This window comes from Pleomorphomonas sp. NRK KF1, assembly GCF_023721755.1.
In the GTDB taxonomy this organism is placed as follows: Bacteria; Pseudomonadota; Alphaproteobacteria; order Rhizobiales; family Pleomorphomonadaceae; genus Pleomorphomonas.
Genome location: NZ_JAMDLH010000003.1, coordinates 128244 through 144442, shown reverse-complemented (window position 1 = coordinate 144442; position 16199 = coordinate 128244). Strand labels below are relative to the sequence as shown.

The window sequence follows — 16199 nt, the reverse complement described above, 5'->3', positions numbered from 1 at the left end:
TTGCGTATATCAACAGAAGAGGAAGTTCATGATGAAAGCCGTCGCCTATCGTCAAGCCGGCGCCATCGACCGCCCGGATTCGCTCCTCGACGTCGATCTGCCGACGCCCGTCGCAGCGGGCCGGGATCTCCTGGTCGAGATCGCCGCCATTGCCGTCAATCCTGTCGACACCAAGGTGCGCAAGAGCGCCGTGCCGGCGCCCGGCACATTCAAGGTGCTCGGTTGGGATGCAGTGGGTCGCGTCGTCGCCGTGGGGAACGAGGCGACCACATTTCAATCCGGCGACGAGGTCTGGTACGCCGGGTCGATCGCCCGTCCCGGCGCCAACAGCCAATTCCATCTCGTCGACGAGCGTCTCGTCGGCCGCAAGCCTGGAACGCTGAGCGACGCCGAGGCGGCGGCATTGCCGCTCACCGCCATTACCGCGTGGGAGATGCTGTTCGATCGGCTCGACGTGCGGCGCAAGGTTCCCGGCGCCGCCGACGCCATTCTGATCGTCGGCGGAGCGGGCGGTGTCGGTTCGATCGCCATCCAGCTCGCCAGAGCGCTGACCGACCTCACCGTCATCGCCACGGCATCGCGTCCCGAGACGAGAGGTTGGGTAATCGAGCTTGGCGCCCATCATGTCGTCGATCATTCGCGTCCGCTCGCCGACGAAGTAGCCGCGCTCGGGATCGGTGCGCCGGCTTTCGTCTTCTCGACCACGGAGACGCATCGCCATCTCCAGGAGATCGCGAAACTCATCGCGCCGCAGGGCCGCTTCGGATTGATCGACGATCCCGACAGCCTCGACATCATCGGGTTCAAGCGCAAGGCGGTGTCGGTTCACTGGGAGCTGATGTTCACACGTTCACTGTTCGAGACGCCGGATATGGAGGAACAGGGGAAGCTGCTCACCGAAGTCGCCAGCCTTGTCGACGCCGGCCGGCTCCGGACGACACTCACCGAAGTGCTGCGGCCGATCAACGCCGACAACCTCCGCCGCGCCCATGCGATCATCGAGACCGGCAGAGCACGCGGCAAGATCGTGCTGGAAGGCTTTTCTCAGGAAAACTGAAGCATCCCCAAAGAAAATACGACTCGCAGCGGCGGCTTCAGCCCATTGGAGAGAGGGCGGCGCGAGGCTATATTCGAGGTGCAAAGAAAAAGAGTGGAAACGGGTTCCGGGAGACGCCCGGAACGGAAAAGGACAAAGATCATGTTCGGCACCCTGAAGCACCTCGCAAAGACCTTCCGCGCCCCTGCTGCCGCCGAGCGCGAACTCGTCTACATCACCGCCGCCGATCGCTACGATCTTGAGGTCCGGACGCGCCATGCGGCGCGCGGCCTCTGCCGCCAGCGCGCCTTCGGCTGCTGAAGCCCAGGGCCAATCGCGGCCCACGAACCCCGGCCGACCACCCCGGCCGACGCCGAGCGCTCGATTTCCCTGACCGGATCGGGCGCTTTGCCGTATCTGGCCGATGGCATCATCGAATACCGCCGGCAACCACCCTTTCGTCCATAGTCTCGGACACTTCGATCCGTGGCACATCCAGGAAATGGATGTCGGCGTCGGCCGTGCCCTCGATGCGGCCGACGATTGCCTGAGCCAGCCAGCGTCCGGCGGCACGAAAGTCCTCGCGCGCCGTCTCGATGGCCGGCCGGAACTTCCGAAACAGGTCGGACGACTCCTTCACGACAACGTCGAAATCACCGCCGAGAACAAGGCCCGCCGCCTCGGCGCCGGCAGTTACCGACAGAGCCGCCACGGCACCGCCACTGACGATTCCATCCGGTCGATCGGCGCGTTGCATCAAACGTTGTACCTCAGCCTGAATCCGCTCATGAGGGCTGTCGGTATCGATACCCTCCACAGATACTTTCTCGAGACCCAAGGTTGAGATACCGCGACAAAAGCCGGTCGCCATATGGCGGGCGTAGGCAAGGTGCGGAGGCGGTCCGACCAGCGCCAGACGACGCCGGCCGAGACTTGCGAGACGCTTCACGGCGCTCTCGGCATAGGCTTCGTTGTCAAAGTCGAAGTAGGGATGGACGATGCCCATGTCGGTTCGCCCATGCGTCGCAAACGGCACGCCGCGTTCGGTCAGGAAGCGGACGCGCGCGTCGTCCGGCTCGATACGGGCAAACAGGATGCCATCGGCGGCCCCGGCCTCGACAATGCTGCGAACCGGCCCGAGAGGATCGGCGCTCGGGTCATGCAGCATGACGACCAACTGATAGGTCAAGGACGACAGGGCCTCGGAAATGCCATAGATGAGCTGCGAGTTGATGCCCAGTTCCTCGGCCTCGGTAGCCAGCACCAAGGCAATCACGTGACTGCGCCCGGTGCGCAGACGGACGCCGGCCCGGTTCGGCTGGTAGCCGAGGCTCTCTGCGAGCCGGCGGACGCGTGCTTTTGTCTCCTCGCCAATGTCGGGCGCATCGTGAAGCGCGCGGGACACCGTCGTCACGCCAAGGCCGGCCAGCCGGGCGATGGTCTTGAGCGTCGGCCGAACGGGCGGCTGAGCGGGCGCGTCTTCCGAGCGCGTCTCGTCGTGCGATACCATGTTGCCAATCAGCGCAAATCCCCCGGTCGTTCCCGACGGCGCTGCTCCTCCCAATCGCTCACCCTACATCCTTTGGGCGAGTAACAGAACAGAGGCTTGCGTATTGTTGCGCCTTTGGGTAAGGCTACTGTAACGTTACAGGAAAGAATGCCGCGGGCAACCGCGGAAGGCGCGCCGGCAGGTCGCCAGCTGTGATGTCGCGAGTTCCAGAGGAGATAGTCGCGATATTTCAGTGACTTGCTGATGGGTGGAGCGAGAGGAGCCAACAGTCGCCGCTGTTCCGTCATCGGCCGCACGGTCGGATCGTTTGGGTAGTCCCCTTTTCCTGACCGCACTTGCCCATGACCCTCTCGAAAGATGTGCAACCCTACGGCGCAGGCCGTGCGGGAAGCGTTTGGTCGCGGCGGGGAGCTTGTCGCCGCAGGAGGAAAGGGAGGATCGAGATGTCGTTTGGTATCAATCGCCGCACCTTCACGGTCGTGTCGGCTGCTGCACTGATGGCGACGGTGGCCGGCTCGGCCCTGGCGCAGTCGGGTGAGTATCCGCGCAACGAGACGCTCTACATGAGCGGCGCCCAGTGGGGCAACATTGTCGGCTTCAACCCATACTTCGGCAACTTCGCCAACGGCCTGATCGGCCTCGTCAACGAGACGCTGTTCCGCTACGATCCGATCGCCGACAAGTACATCGACTGGCTGGCCGAAAAGGGCGAATGGGACAGCCCCACCGTCTTCAAGCTGACCATCCGTTCCGGAATCAAGTGGAGCGATGGTGACGACTTCACCGCCGACGACGTGAAGTGGAACATCGATCTCGGCAAGCTGCCGACGATCTGGTGGACCGACCTCTACAAGAGCATCAAGAGCGTCGAAGCGGCCGGCAACACGGTGACGGTGACCTTCGAGGGTACGCCCAACTACCAGGCCTGGCAGAACGCCCTCTGGAACATCCCGATGATGAAGCCTTCCCAGTGGAAGGATCATGCCAACGAAACCGAGATCACGTCCTGGACGCCGGACGAGCCGATTGGCACCGGCCCCTATGTGTTCGACAAGGCCGGCTATGACCCGACGACGCGCGTCGTCTGGACCAAGACGCCGGACGGCTGGTGGGCCTCCAAGGCGGGCATCTCGCCCGATCCGAAGCCCAAGTACATCATCGATCTCGTCAACTCTTCGAACAACGTGGCGCTCGGCCTGCTTCTCTCGGGCAAGCAGGATCTCAACAACAACTTCCTGCCGGGCGTGGCGACGCTGATCAGCGGCGGCTATGGCCTGCACACCTACTACGACAAGCCGCCGTACATGCTACCGGCCGTGACGTCGTGGCTGTTGCCGAACACCAAGAAGGCCCCGCTCGACGATGCGGCCTTCCGCCGCGCCCTGGCCTTCTCGATCAACACAGACCAGATCGCCAAGGTGGACTACGGCAACGTCGTGCTGCCGGCGAGCCCGACCGGCCTTCTGCCAGTGTGGGACAAGTACATCGACAAGGAAGCGGTGAAGCAGCACGGCTTCAGCTATGACCCGAAGAAGGCGGCCGAGATCCTCGACGAGGCCGGCTACAAGAAGGGACCCGACGGCTTCTACCAGACGCCGAAGGGCGAGCCGATCGACCTCAAGATCGAAGTTCCCTCGGGTTGGTCGGACTGGATGCAGGCCGTGCAGATGATCTCGGCCGACGCCAAGGCGGTCGGCATCAAGATCACGCCGAAATATCCTGACTTCAACACCTACCAGTCGCAGCGCAACACCGGCAATTTCGATCTGATGATCGAGAATTCCCAGCCGCTCAGCGACACGCCTTACACCTACTACCGCTACCTCTACCAGCTGCCCATCCTGAGCTCGCAGACCAACTACAACTTTGCGCGCTTCGAGGACAAGGAAGCCTGGGACCTCACCGTGCAGCTCGCCAAGACGCCGCGCACCGACATCGAGAAGATGAAGGAAATCACGGCCAAGCTTCAGGTCAGCTTCATGGACCAGTTGCCGATGATTCCGCTCTGGTACAACGGCGCCTGGGCGCAGATGAGCACCACGACCTGGAAGAATTGGCCTGCCGACGGCACCGATCGTCAGTTCATCCCGATCTCGTGGCGCGGCTGGCTGCAAATGACCGGACTCGACACCATTACCCATCTCGAGCCGGCCGGCGAATAAGTCGCCGATTCCCCGTCCCGGTGGCTAGCGCCGCCGGGACGCCTCCGTCCGACCGAACAAACGACTCGCTTGCGCAGAACCCGGACGACGACAAACGTCGCCGCCCGGGTCCGGCTGGGGAATCGTTGTTCTTTTTCCGGAGCCCCGACCGTGCTGCGCTACCTCGCCCGGAAGCTATTCATCTATCTCCTGACGTTCATCGTCGCGGTGACCATCGACTGGGCTATCCCGCGCTTCATGCCGGGCAATCCCGTCGACGCGCTCGTGTCGCGCATCGCCCTCATGCCGGACGCCAACGCGGCGCTGACATCCTACTTCATGGCGGCCTTCAACCTCGACCAGCCGCTTTGGCAGCAGTACCTCAACTTCTGGTGGGCACTGCTGAACGGCGACCTCGGCCGTTCCATCATGCTGTTCCCGACCCCGGTGACGACGCTGATCGGCCGCGCCCTGCCCTACACTCTGGGCTTGCTGCTGCCGTCGATCCTGCTCTCCTGGTATGTCGGCAACGTCGTCGGCGCGCTGGCGGCGCGGCGCAAGCTCCTGGACAACACCGTCCTGCCCCTCGGCTATCTCCTCACCGCCACGCCCTACATGTGGCTCGGCATCCTGCTGGCGTGGGTGCTCGGCTCGTCGCTCGGCTGGTTCCCGCTGGCCTTCGGCTACGACCAGTCGCTCAAGGCCGAGTGGACCTGGAAGTTCATCAGCAGTCTTCTCTACCACTGGATCCTGCCATTTGCCTCGCTGTTCCTGGTGGCGCTCGGCGGTTGGGCGATCGGCATGCGCAACATGATCATCTACGAGCTCGAAAGCGACTACGCCAACTATCTGATGGCGCTGGGCGCTCCGCAGCGGCTCGTTCGCAAATACGCCTTCCGCAATGCCATGCTGCCCCAGATCACCGGTCTTGCCCTGCAGCTCGGCGCAGTGGTCGGCGGCGCGCTGGTCACCGAGATCGTCTTCTCCTACCCGGGCCTCGGCTGGCTGGTGCTGTCGGGTATCCAGAACCAGGACTATTTCGTGATCCAGGGCGTGTTCCTGTTCATCATCGTCGGCGTGCTGCTCGCCAACCTGATCGTCGACGTCGTCTACGTGATCGTCGACCCGCGCACCCGCGTCGGATTGCAAGGAGATGCAGCATGACGAGCACCAGTTCTTCTCCGGCAGCTCCCGCCGCCAAGAGCGGCCGCAACGAGATCCTCTACTTCGCCTTTCGCAACACCAAGCTGGTCATCGGCGCCGTCGTCTTCCTGATCTTTCTCCTCGGCGCGATCTTCGGACCGATGCTCGCAACCCACGAGCCGCTGACCTTCGATGCCCCTCCGGGTCTGCCGCCGTCGGCCGACTACTGGTTCGGCACCACTCTGTTCGGTCAGGACGTGTTTTCGCAGTTCGTCCACGGCTTGAGGTCCAGCTTCATCGTCGGGGCCCTCGGCGGCATCACCGCGGCGGTGATCGGCATGCTGGTCGGCTTCTTCGCCGGTTATCGCGGCGGCATCGTCGACGAAGTCCTGAACATGCTGACCAACGTCGTGCTGGTCATTCCCACCTTCGCCGTCCTGCTTGTGGTCGCGGCTTATCTCAGCGTGCGCGGCCTCGGCACGGAAGCGATGTTCATCGGCCTCACATCCTGGCCGTGGGCGGCGCGCGCCATTCGCGCCCAGACCTTCTCGCTCACCTCGCGCGATTTTGTCGGCATGGCCCGTCTCAATGGCGAGAGCACGTTCCGCATCATCTTCGGCGAGATCGCACCGAACATGAGCTCCTACCTGGTGATGACCTTCATCCTGCTGTTCGGCGGCGCCATCCTGACCGCCGCGACACTGGACTTCATCGGGCTCGGGCCGACCGATTCCATATCGCTCGGTCTGATGATGAACTTCTCGGTGATGAACGCTGCCTTGCAACTGGGCATGTGGTGGTGGTTCGTACCGCCGGGCCTTGCCATCACTGCCATCGTCGGTTCGCTCTACGTCATGAACGTCGGCCTCGACGAGGTATTCAATCCCAAGCTGAGGGCGCTCTGACATGCTGGCGGTATCCGACCTCAAGATCCACTACCGGACGCTCGCCGGCGCGGTCAAAGCCCTCGACGGCGTCAGCTTCTCGGTCGCCGACGGTGAGATCATGGGACTGGCCGGCGAGTCCGGCTGCGGCAAGTCGACGCTGGGCAAGGCGCTGATCCGCCTGGAAGAGCGCATGCAATATGTCGGCGGGCAGGTCGTGCTCGACGACAAGGTGCTGCCGATCGCCGACGACAGGGCGATGAACCCCTATCGCTTCAGCGAGGTTTCGATCGTTCCGCAATACGCCATGAGCGCGCTCAACCCAACGCGGCGCATCGGACGGATGATCGACGAGCTCCTGGATGCGCGCGGCCTCAAGGGGTCGACGCTCCGGCCCGAACTCGAACGGCGTCTGGCCATTCTCGGGCTGACGCCCGACGTGCTCGGCATGTACCCGATCGAGCTTTCGGGCGGCATGAAGCAGCGCGTCGTCATGGTCCTGTCGACGTTGCTCGACCCCTCGCTGCTCATCGCCGACGAGGTGACCTCGGCGCTCGACGTCGCCTCCCAGAAGAAGGTGGCGGGGGCGCTGGTCGAGTTCCGCGACCGTGGCTACGTCAAGTCGATGATCGTGGTCACCCACGACCTCGCCATCCTCGCGCAGGTCGCCGACAGCATCATGATCATGTATGCCGGCAAGCTGGCAGAGAAGGCGCCGACACGCACCATCGTCGAGGCTCCGGCGCACCCTTACACGCGCCTGCTGCTCGGTTCCTTGCCCGAAGTCGGCATCCGCTTCGAGGAACAACGCCTGCCGGGCATCAAGGGTCGGCCACCGTCACTGCTCTCACCGCCAACGGGCTGCCGCTTCCGCGATCGCTGCCCGCTGGCCTTCGGCAAGTGCGTCGAAGAGCCTCCCTTCATCGAGATCGCTCCCGGCCATCAGGTCGCTTGCTGGAAGGCGGACGCCCATGCTCAAGGTTGAGAACGTATCGAAGCTGTTCCGCTCCGGAGCCTTCGGCGGCAAGAAGAAGCGCGTGATCCACGACGTCGACTTCGAGGTGAAACCCGGCGAAGTGGTGTCGCTGATCGGCGAAAGCGGCTCGGGCAAGACCACCGTCGGTCGCATGATCCTGCGCCTCACGTCGGTCAGCGAAGGTCGCATCACCTTTGACGGCGAGGACATTTCCACCCTGAAGGGCGCCAGCCTGAAATCCTATTACCGCCGTGTCCAGGGCGTGTTTCAGGACCCGTTCAGCTCTTTCAACCCGATCTTCAAGGTCGGCCGCGTCTTCCGGACCATCCGGCGCGAGTTCCTCTCCGACCTTGACGCGGCCACCTGGGAAACGCGCTTGACCGACGCGCTCAACGCGGTCGGCCTCGAAACCGCGGCGCTCGACAAGTTTCCCCACCAGATGAGCGGCGGCCAGTTGCAGCGCCTGCTGATCGCCCGGGCGCTGGTTCTCGACATCCGGCTGCTCGTGGCCGACGAGATCATCTCGATGCTCGACGCTTCGACGCGCATCGACGTCCTCAACCTCCTCGGCGATCTCAAGCGCCAGGGGCTGTCGATCATCTTCGTGACTCACGACCTCGCGTTGGGCAACTACATCTCCGACCGGATCATCATCCTTCAGAAGGGCGTGATCGTCGAGATGGGGGCAACCGACCGGGTTTTCGGCGACCCGCAACATCCCTACACCCGCTCGCTGCTCGACGCCGTGCCGCATTTGCACGAGCGCTGGAGCGAGGAGGAGCTGAAGGACCTGGGGCTCGTCGCCGACACCGCTCGATCCGGTGGACACCTGATCGAACACCGGGAGAACCATCTGGTGCGCGTCTATTCCTGACCCTACGCCCGAACACGCTGTCGCGAGGACCGGCACGCATGCTATGCCGGTCCTCGCGGAGTGACGGGGCGTCGAGATGGGTGGACAGGACGAGACATTGGCCTTTTCGGAACTGCGGGCGGCGCTCGGCCCGGTCGGCTTTCTGACCGATGACGACATCCCCGTTCGCAATCACGCCGATGCCTCGGTTCTCCGTTCGCAGAAGCCGCTTGCCGTCCTGAGACCGGCGACGACTGACGAGGTGTCCGTCGCGCTCGCCATTGCCAACCGTCACCGCCTTCCCATCACGACGCAGGGCGGCCTCACCGGCCTCTGCGGCGGCGCCACCCCCGCACCCGGCTCACTGGCGCTGTCGCTCGAGCGAATGGTCGGCATCGAGGAAATCGATGGACGCGCCATGACGCTCACCGCGCGGGCCGGAACGCCGCTTGAGGCGATGCAGCAGGCCGCGGAAGCCGAGGGTTTCCTGTTTCCCATCGACTTTGGCGCTCGCGGCACGGCAACCGCCGGCGGCATCGTGTCGACCAATGCCGGCGGCAACCGTGTCCTACGCTACGGCATGACGCGCGCTTCGGTTCTGGGCCTCGAAGCGGTGCTCGTCGACGGCACCGTAATCGGTTCGCCGAACAAGATGCTGAAGAACAACGCCGGCCCCGACCTCAAGCAACTGTTCGTCGGCTCCGAGGGCCTGCTCGGCGTGGTGACGCGGACCGTCTTCGCATTGCAACCCCTGCCCCGCTGGACCGGGCTGGCGCTGATCGCCGTCCGCGACTTCGAGGACGCCGCGGACGTTCTCGCCAGCGCCCGCGCCGAACTCGGCCCGATGCTTTCCGCCTTTGAGGTCATGTGGCCGGACTACTGGGCGATGGTGACCGAGAACGTGGCCGGCCGCCGCGATCCCTTCGCCGAAAGACACGGGCTCTATCTGCTCGTCGAGGGGCACGGCCGCGACGGAGCCCGCGACGGGGCCACCTTCGAGGCCTTTCTCGAGGGCATATTCGAGGCCGGGCTCGTGGCGGACGCGATGCTGGCACAGTCACTGTCGGACATGGAAGCCTTCTGGGCGATCCGCGACGCCTCGGCGGAGATCGAGCCGGTGCTCGGCGAGCACGAGAGCTTCGACGTCGGCCTGCCCCCCGGCGAGGTCGGCCGGTTCGTGGAGGCCTGCCGTTCGGAGCTGGCGAAAAGGCTACCGGCAAGCCGAGCCGTCTTCTTTGGCCATGCCGCCGACGGCAACATTCATGTCATGGCATCGGTCGAGGAGCCCGGCCCGACCGGCCATCATGACGTCGAGAGCGTGGTCTACGGCGTGACGCGACGTTTCACGGGCTCGGTATCGGCCGAGCATGGCATCGGCGCATTGAAGCGCGACTGGCTCGGGCACAGCCGCTCACAGGCCGAGATAGCGCTGGTCCGGAGCCTTAAGGTGGCGCTCGATCCCCATGGCCTGCTCAACCCCGGCAAGGTCATATAGGCGCCCCCCGAAAGGCTCAGTCCTTCGAAGACATGGCGCCCATCAGTTTCGGCAGGTCGCCGAAACGGGCGATCAAGCCGAACACCGCCGCCGTGACGGCCACGAACAGCACCGACACCGCCGCCATGGTGGGCGTGTAGCCGTAGCGAAGTGCGTTGAACACCTTGATCGGCAGCGTCTCGCGCACGAATCCTATGGTCATGTAGGCGACGATGTATTCGTTGAGCGACAGCACGAAGGCGAAGGCGTAGCCGGAAACCACATAGGGCAGGATCAACGGCAACACGACAGTGCGGAACACCGTGCGGTCGTCGGCGCCCATGGTGGCGGCGGCTTCGGTCAGCGAGCGGTCGATTGACGAGAAGCCCAATGTCAGCGTGACGAGCGGCAGCGTCACGAAGAAAATGGCGTGGGCGATCACCGCCGTCCAGACCTGACCATAGAAGCCGGACGTAGCCCAGAAGGTGAGGAAGCCCAGAGCGGTGATCACCGGCGGCAGTGTGAAGGGGGCGACGCCGAGAAGCTGAAAGACCTGCGCCCAGGGCGCGACGCGACGCCAGAGGAACCAGGCAAGCGGCAGCGCGATGGCGACGGCGAGCGCAGCTGAGGTGATGGCCAGCAGCACCGAGGCCACGAGTGCGCGGAACCATTCGGGGTTGACGAAGATCTCGGCGAACCAGTGGAACGAAAAGCCTTGCGGGGGAAAGGCGAGGTTCTGTTTCTCGTTGAAGGACACCCCCGCGACGACGACGATGGGCGCGGCGAGAAAGATGCCGACCAGCGCGAGATAAAGGCGGGAGAGGAAGCGATCCATCTCAGGCCTCCAGCTTCTTGCCGACGAACATCGTCAAGGTGACGAGCGCCAGCGATACCAGCACCAGGAAGACCGCCATGGCGGCCGCGAACGGCATGTTGGACTGGTAGAGCGCTTGGTCGGTAATCAGCACAGACAGCGTCCAGTGGCTCGGGCGGCCGAGAATCTGCGGCAGAAGATAGGAGCCGAGCGCGAAGATGAAGGCCATGATCAGCGTGGCGATCAGCGTGGTCCGAAGCGCGGGCAGCACCACGGTGAAGAAGGCCTTGAGCGGCGAGGCGCCCAGCGTGCGCGCCGCCTCGGTCAAGGTCGGATCAAGCCGAACCATCGACGGATAGAGTACCAGCACCGCGTAGGGCATCGCCTGGTAGACCATGCCGGTAAGGACGGCGCCGAACCCCGGCACCAGTGCCTTGGGCGCCTCCATCAGGCCGAAGCGGACGAGAAGGTTGGTGATGCCGGCGGTGCGCGACAGGAGCGTCGACCAGGCGAAACCGATGATGACTTCCGACAGGGACAGGATGGAGAGGAGCGCCACCAGCCAGATCACCTGGGTTCGCCGCCTTGAGCGGGCGATCAGATAGGTGAAGGGCACGGCGACGACCAGCGATACCACCGCTACGGCGACGGCAAGGTAGAGAGAAAAGGCGAGAACGTTGCCGAAGAAAGGCGTCAGGAAGCGGGCGTAGTTGGCCAGGACGAAATCCGGCACATAAAAGCCGCCCTGCTGGCGCCGAAAGAAACTCACGACGACCATGGTGCCGAACGGCACGATGAAGAAGACCGTCAGCATGAGGCCGGGAAAGATCACCGGCATATGCTGGGCAAAGCCTCGGGCCGGTTCGCGCCTCATCGGGTGAGCACCACGGAACGGCCGGGATCGAGGCGCAAGCCGACACGATCGCCAATGGCAACCTCCGGACGGGCGCGTGGGCTGGTGACGGCGACCACCTGCGCGCCTCCGGCATCGAGAAAGAACTCGATTGTGCCGCCGAGGTCGCGAACGAAGGTGACGGTCGCTTCCGGCAGATCCGGAGAGGGCGCCGTAAGCTCGACATCCTCCGGGCGGATAGACAAGGTCGCCTTCGAGACACCGTATGGCAGAGCGATGGCCGCCGGGCGGCCAAGCAACACGCCACGGTCCCCGTCGCGCGCAATGTCGATCAGGTTGGTGGATCCGATGAAGTCGGCGACGAAGGTGTCGGCCGGCTTGCGGTAGATTTCCACCGGCGACGCCGCCTGGCGGATCTCGCCGCCCTGCATGACGATGACGGTGTCGGCCATGGTCATGGCTTCGCGCTGGTCGTGCGTCACGACGATGGTGGTGATGCCGAGCTGCTGCTGCAGTTGGCGCAGTTCGACCTGCATGGCCTCCCTGAGCTTGGCATCGAGGGCAGAGAGGGGTTCGTCAAGGAGAAACAGTCGGGGGCTGACGGCGAGCGCGCGGGCGATGGCGACGCGCTGGCGCTGACCACCCGACAACTTGGAAACTGCGCGGTCGGCGTAGCCGGGAAGATGTACGAGAGCCAGAAGCTCCTCGACGCGGCGTGCCTGCTCCTCCTTGGAAAGCCCCCGAATCCTGAGCGCATAGGCGATGTTGCCACCGACGGTCAGATGCGGGAACAGCGCCAGCGACTGGAACACCATGCCGAGGTTGCGCTTGTGGGTGGGCAGGCGGGTTATGTCCTCGCCATCGATCGAGATGGTGCCGGCGGTCGGTACGTCGAGACCGGCGATCATCCGGAGCAGCGTCGTCTTGCCGCAGCCCGACGGCCCGAGCAGACAGACGAAGCGCCCGTTGGGCACCTCAAGATCGACATCGTTCACTGCCTTGACCGGGCCGAACTCCCGGCTGACACCCTTGAGTACCAGACCCGACATGAAGGTTTCCAAGCTGGCAGGAAAAGAGGCGCCCCGCGAGCAAGCGGAGCGCCGGAGATATCTGGGTGGATCAGCCGACGATCAGCTCGGTCCACTTCTCGTTCAGCCAGTCGGCCTTTTCCACCTGCATGTCGTAGCGCGGGATAATCGGATCGATCTCCGACGACGCGGCGGCGAACTCGGCGTCCGTCAGGTCGGTCAGCGAGCGCTTGACGGTCGGCGCGGTGCCGACCTTGCGCGTCACCAGCGCCTGGATCGACGGCTGGCTCATGAAGTCGATGAAGAGGTGCGCCTCCTCAACCTTCTTCGATGCCTTGGAAAGCGCCCAGCAGCCGGAATCGAGGATACCGCCCTCCTTGGGGAAGGTGGAGCGAACGGGGAAGCCGTCGGCGATCGCGAGACCGGTCACGTCATGATAATACTGGCCCATCGGGATTTCGCCCGACTTCAGGGCCTGCTCGAACTGCGCCTCGTCGCGATACCACAGGCGAACATTGCCCTTGAGCTCGGCGAGCTTGTCGAACACCTTGAGGATGCCCTCCTCGGTATCGAGCGCGTTGGTGCCGCCAAAGAAGGTCTTGGCCGTCACTTCGAGCAGGAAGGAGTTCGAGACCAACGCCATCAGGCCGAGCTTGTCGGCGTTGGAAGCGTCCCACAAGTAGGCCCACGACGTCGGTGCTTCCTTGTAGACGTCGGTGTTGGAGACCAGCGTCACGTACCAGGCGACAGCACCGATGCCGGCGATGCGGCCATCGGGGTACTTGTTGACGAAGGCCGGGATCAGGGCGTCGATGTTCTTGATCTTGGCGGCATCGAGCGGCGCCCACAGTTCGGTCGCCTGACCTTTCAGCATCGAGGTCTGCGAGATCATCGACACGTCGGCGGGAGCCTCGCCGGCGTTCGCCGCCTGCTGCAGCTGGACCAGCCAAGCCTCGCCTGTCGGCTCGGCAACCGACTCCACGGCGATGCCCGTCGCCTTGGTGAACTCGGGGAAGACGTTCTTGTCGAAGGAATCCTTGAAGTAGCCGCCATAGGCGCCGACCTTGAGCGAACGATCCTGGGCGCGGAGCACGTTCGGCATGGCGAGCACGGCGGCTCCCGTAGCACCGGCCGCTAGCAAGGCGCGCCGGCTGACGGACAAATCGGTGAGCTTGGTCATCTCATTGGTCCCCTTTTATCTGGCCGCCACCGTATTCGGCATGCGCGACCGGTTCCCCTCGTTAATGCTTATTTACTCTTTTTCAGCGCCGGGCTGAACACCATCAGGCTCAGGATCTCGAACAGCATCTGTGCGCCGATCTGCGCGGTGTTGCTGGTGGCATCATATTGCGGGGCGACCTCGACGACGTCGCCGCCGACCAAGTTGAGCCCCTTCAGCCCTCGTAGAAGCGCCAGCGCCTCCCGACTGGTAAGGCCACCCACCTCCGGCGTGCCGGTGCCGGGAGCGTAGGCCGGGTCGAGACTGTCGATGTCGAAAGAGAGGTAGGTCGGGCCGTCGCCCACCACCTGCCGCGCCGTCTCGATGATGGCGGGAATGCCGAGGTGGGAGATATCCCTGGCGTCGATCACCGTCATGCCACTATCGCGCGAGAACTCCCAGAGATACTCCGACGAGCCACGGATGCCGATCTGGATGGTGCGGGTGGGATCGAGCACACCGTCGAGAACGGCGTTGCGGAACGGGCCGCCGTGATGAAACTTTGTGTCGTCAAACGGGGCACCGGTGTCGGAATGGGCGTCGATGTGGACCAGCCCGACCGGCCCCTTCGCGCCGACCGCCCTGAGGATGGGATGGGTGATAGAGTGATCGCCCCCGACGGACAGGGGCAGCACGCCGGCCGCGACAATGGCGGCAACCGTCCGCTCGATATCCTCGTGACTTTGCTCCAGGCGGAAACGGCCACGAAACGGTACATCGCCAATGTCCGCGACGGAAATATCGTGGATGGGCGCCGTGTCGAGCACCTCGTTGTAGGGGCCGATGCGTTCGATGGCCCTGAGCGCGCGGGGCCCGAAGCGCGAACCGGGGCGATTGGTGACGCCGAGATCCATCGGCATGCCCAGAAGGGCAACATCGAGATCGCCGAAGTCAGGCGCGCTCCAGTCGATGGATCGAGCGGCGGCCGATAGCAAAGTAGGCATGCCCGCAAAGGGAGCAGCCCGGGTGGTGCCGTTAAAAATGCGCGCCGCGACCCGAGCGTAACGGGGGTCGTAGGTTTCACCCGGCTTGCCGGTATATCTCTCCCGCAGCGCCTTGAGCCGCTCGGCATCCCAAACCATAGATGATCGACTCCTCGACACGTCACACGGCGGTTTACCGCATTCGTGACGGTTGTCGGTGCAACCACGATTGCCCAGGTGCACCTGATGAACTGTTCCCCAGGGCGCTGATCGCCCTTGTTTGCCCAATCAAAAGGCAAATCCATTTGAAATGCAACTCACATTGATTTATCCAATCGTGTGAATTTTTCTCACAGACGGATCCGATGGGCGACCAGGGAATTCCCAGCCGGCTACCGCCGCTCAACTCGCTGCGCGCCTTCGAGGCAACGGCCCGCCGTGGTTCGGTGTCGGCGGCCGCGCGCGAGCTTGGCGTCACACACGGCGCCGTCAGCCATCAGATCAGGACCCTCGAAGAGACGCTGGGGTCTTCGCTGTTCGAACGCGGCAGCCGCCGCATGCGGCTGACCGCGCAGGGCGCCTTGCTGCTTCCCGCCGTCGCCCAGGCCTTCGGCGACATCGCGTCGGCGACGGCCCGCCTGCAGCGCCCCGAGGCAAGCGGCACGCTGACCATCATGTGCGTTGCCGGTCTCTTGTCCTTCTGGCTGTTGCCGCGCCTTCACGGCTTCACCGACGCCTACCCCGGCATCACGCTGAACCTTTCCGCCGGCAACGATCCGGCACGCGTCGGCGATCCGGAAGTCGATCTCGTCATCCTTTACGGGCGAGGCAACGTCGAGGGCTGTTGGAGCCGCCTGTGGAGCCCGCTTCGTCTGTTTCCGGTGGTGTCGCCCAGCCTGATCGCCAGCCGACCGTTGCGCTCCGTGCGGGACCTTCGTCACCATACCCTGCTGCACGGCGACCGCGGCGACGAATGGACCACCTGGCTGAGTGCTGCCGACGCAGCCGACCTGCCGCGTGGCCGCCAGCACTTCCTCGGTGATGCACGCCTTTCGACCGAGGCAGCCGTGCACGGGCAAGGCGTCGCGGTGGGCGATACCATCACCGCCGCCCGGCTGATCGCCGACGGCGACCTCGTGGTGCCATTCGACCTGTCCGTCGCGGCCAACGACAGCTTCTTCATCGCCTGCCGCAACGAGATGCGCTCCGCTCCGATCGTCAAGGCCTTCGTCGACTGGATGTTCGCAACGCTCGATGCCGACGCCCTGCCCGAACCCAAGCTGTCGGCCCGCTCGTCACAGCGCCGGCCAACCACTCCATCGCCCGCCCCCTGAACTCCGCGCCG

15 protein-coding genes are annotated in these 16199 nt (G+C 64.4%); 9 read left to right on the top strand and 6 right to left on the bottom strand.

Features of this window, described 5'->3' with window-relative positions; all coding sequences use genetic code 11:
• Nucleotides 1-31 precede the first annotated feature (31 nt).
• Both M4J39_RS10125 and M4J39_RS10120 read left to right on the top strand, forming a co-directional pair.
• On the top strand, nt 32-1057 hold the full coding sequence (locus M4J39_RS10125; protein ID WP_251727978.1) for a zinc-binding alcohol dehydrogenase family protein: 1026 nt from the start codon (nt 32-34) through the stop codon (nt 1055-1057).
• Between the two features lie 141 nt (nt 1058-1198).
• Nucleotides 1199-1357: a hypothetical protein gene (locus M4J39_RS10120; protein WP_251727723.1), complete on the top strand. Its 159-nt coding sequence runs from the start codon at nt 1199-1201 to the stop codon at nt 1355-1357.
• A 109-nt stretch (nt 1358-1466) separates the two neighbouring features.
• Here the strand turns inward: M4J39_RS10120 and M4J39_RS10115 are convergent, their stop codons facing one another.
• Entirely contained in the window at nt 1467-2555 is a 1089-nt protein-coding gene (locus M4J39_RS10115) for a LacI family transcriptional regulator (RefSeq protein WP_371875443.1), read from the bottom strand.
• A gap of 434 nt (nt 2556-2989) precedes the next feature.
• On the opposite strand from M4J39_RS10115, the gene M4J39_RS10110 reads away from it, so the two are divergent.
• The 6 genes from M4J39_RS10110 to M4J39_RS10085 all read left to right on the top strand — a co-directional run bounded on the left by M4J39_RS10110 (nt 2990) and on the right by M4J39_RS10085 (nt 10038).
• Nucleotides 2990-4708 carry an ABC transporter substrate-binding protein gene (locus M4J39_RS10110; RefSeq protein WP_251727721.1) on the top strand — a complete coding sequence of 573 codons (1719 nt, stop codon included), beginning with the start codon at nt 2990-2992 and terminating at the stop codon, nt 4706-4708.
• A gap of 150 nt (nt 4709-4858) precedes the next feature.
• Nucleotides 4859-5851: an ABC transporter permease subunit gene (locus M4J39_RS10105; RefSeq protein WP_251727720.1), complete on the top strand. Its 993-nt coding sequence runs from the start codon at nt 4859-4861 to the stop codon at nt 5849-5851.
• Nucleotides 5848-6735 carry an ABC transporter permease gene (locus tag M4J39_RS10100; protein WP_251727719.1) on the top strand — a complete coding sequence of 296 codons (888 nt, stop codon included), beginning with the start codon at nt 5848-5850 and terminating at the stop codon, nt 6733-6735. Before M4J39_RS10105 ends, M4J39_RS10100 begins: the two co-directional genes overlap by 4 nt.
• 1 nt (nt 6736) lies before the next feature.
• Complete coding sequence (locus M4J39_RS10095; RefSeq protein WP_251727718.1) at nt 6737-7699, top strand: ABC transporter ATP-binding protein; 963 nt, start codon at nt 6737-6739, stop codon at nt 7697-7699.
• Nucleotides 7686-8564, top strand: a complete 879-nt coding sequence (locus M4J39_RS10090) for an ABC transporter ATP-binding protein (RefSeq protein WP_251727717.1) — start codon at nt 7686-7688, stop codon at nt 8562-8564. The genes M4J39_RS10095 and M4J39_RS10090 overlap by 14 nt, the downstream gene beginning before the upstream one ends.
• 76 nt (nt 8565-8640) lie before the next feature.
• Nucleotides 8641-10038, top strand: a complete 1398-nt coding sequence (locus tag M4J39_RS10085) for an FAD-binding oxidoreductase (protein ID WP_251727716.1) — start codon at nt 8641-8643, stop codon at nt 10036-10038.
• A gap of 16 nt (nt 10039-10054) precedes the next feature.
• On the opposite strand, the gene M4J39_RS10080 is transcribed toward M4J39_RS10085, so the two are convergent.
• The 5 genes from M4J39_RS10080 to speB all read right to left on the bottom strand — a co-directional run bounded on the left by M4J39_RS10080 (nt 10055) and on the right by speB (nt 15013).
• Nucleotides 10055-10852, bottom strand: a complete 798-nt coding sequence (locus tag M4J39_RS10080) for an ABC transporter permease (protein ID WP_251727715.1) — start codon at nt 10850-10852, stop codon at nt 10055-10057.
• Nucleotide 10853: 1 nt separating this feature from the next.
• Nucleotides 10854-11705: an ABC transporter permease gene (locus M4J39_RS10075; protein ID WP_251727714.1), complete on the bottom strand. Its 852-nt coding sequence runs from the start codon at nt 11703-11705 to the stop codon at nt 10854-10856.
• Entirely contained in the window at nt 11702-12733 is a 1032-nt protein-coding gene (locus M4J39_RS10070) for an ABC transporter ATP-binding protein (RefSeq protein ID WP_251727713.1), read from the bottom strand. Before M4J39_RS10070 ends, M4J39_RS10075 begins: the two co-directional genes overlap by 4 nt.
• A gap of 70 nt (nt 12734-12803) precedes the next feature.
• A complete protein-coding gene (locus tag M4J39_RS10065; RefSeq protein ID WP_251727712.1) occupies nt 12804-13892 on the bottom strand; it encodes a PotD/PotF family extracellular solute-binding protein in 1089 nt (362 codons plus the stop codon).
• A 68-nt stretch (nt 13893-13960) separates the two neighbouring features.
• Nucleotides 13961-15013 (bottom strand): agmatinase, encoded by a 1053-nt coding sequence (gene speB / locus M4J39_RS10060; RefSeq protein WP_251727711.1) that lies wholly within the window; start codon nt 15011-15013, stop codon nt 13961-13963.
• Between the two features lie 221 nt (nt 15014-15234).
• Here speB and M4J39_RS10055 point away from each other — a divergent pair, with 221 nt between their 5' ends.
• A complete protein-coding gene (locus M4J39_RS10055; RefSeq protein ID WP_251727977.1) occupies nt 15235-16188 on the top strand; it encodes a LysR substrate-binding domain-containing protein in 954 nt (317 codons plus the stop codon).
• The last annotated feature ends 11 nt before the right edge of the window (nt 16189-16199 follow it).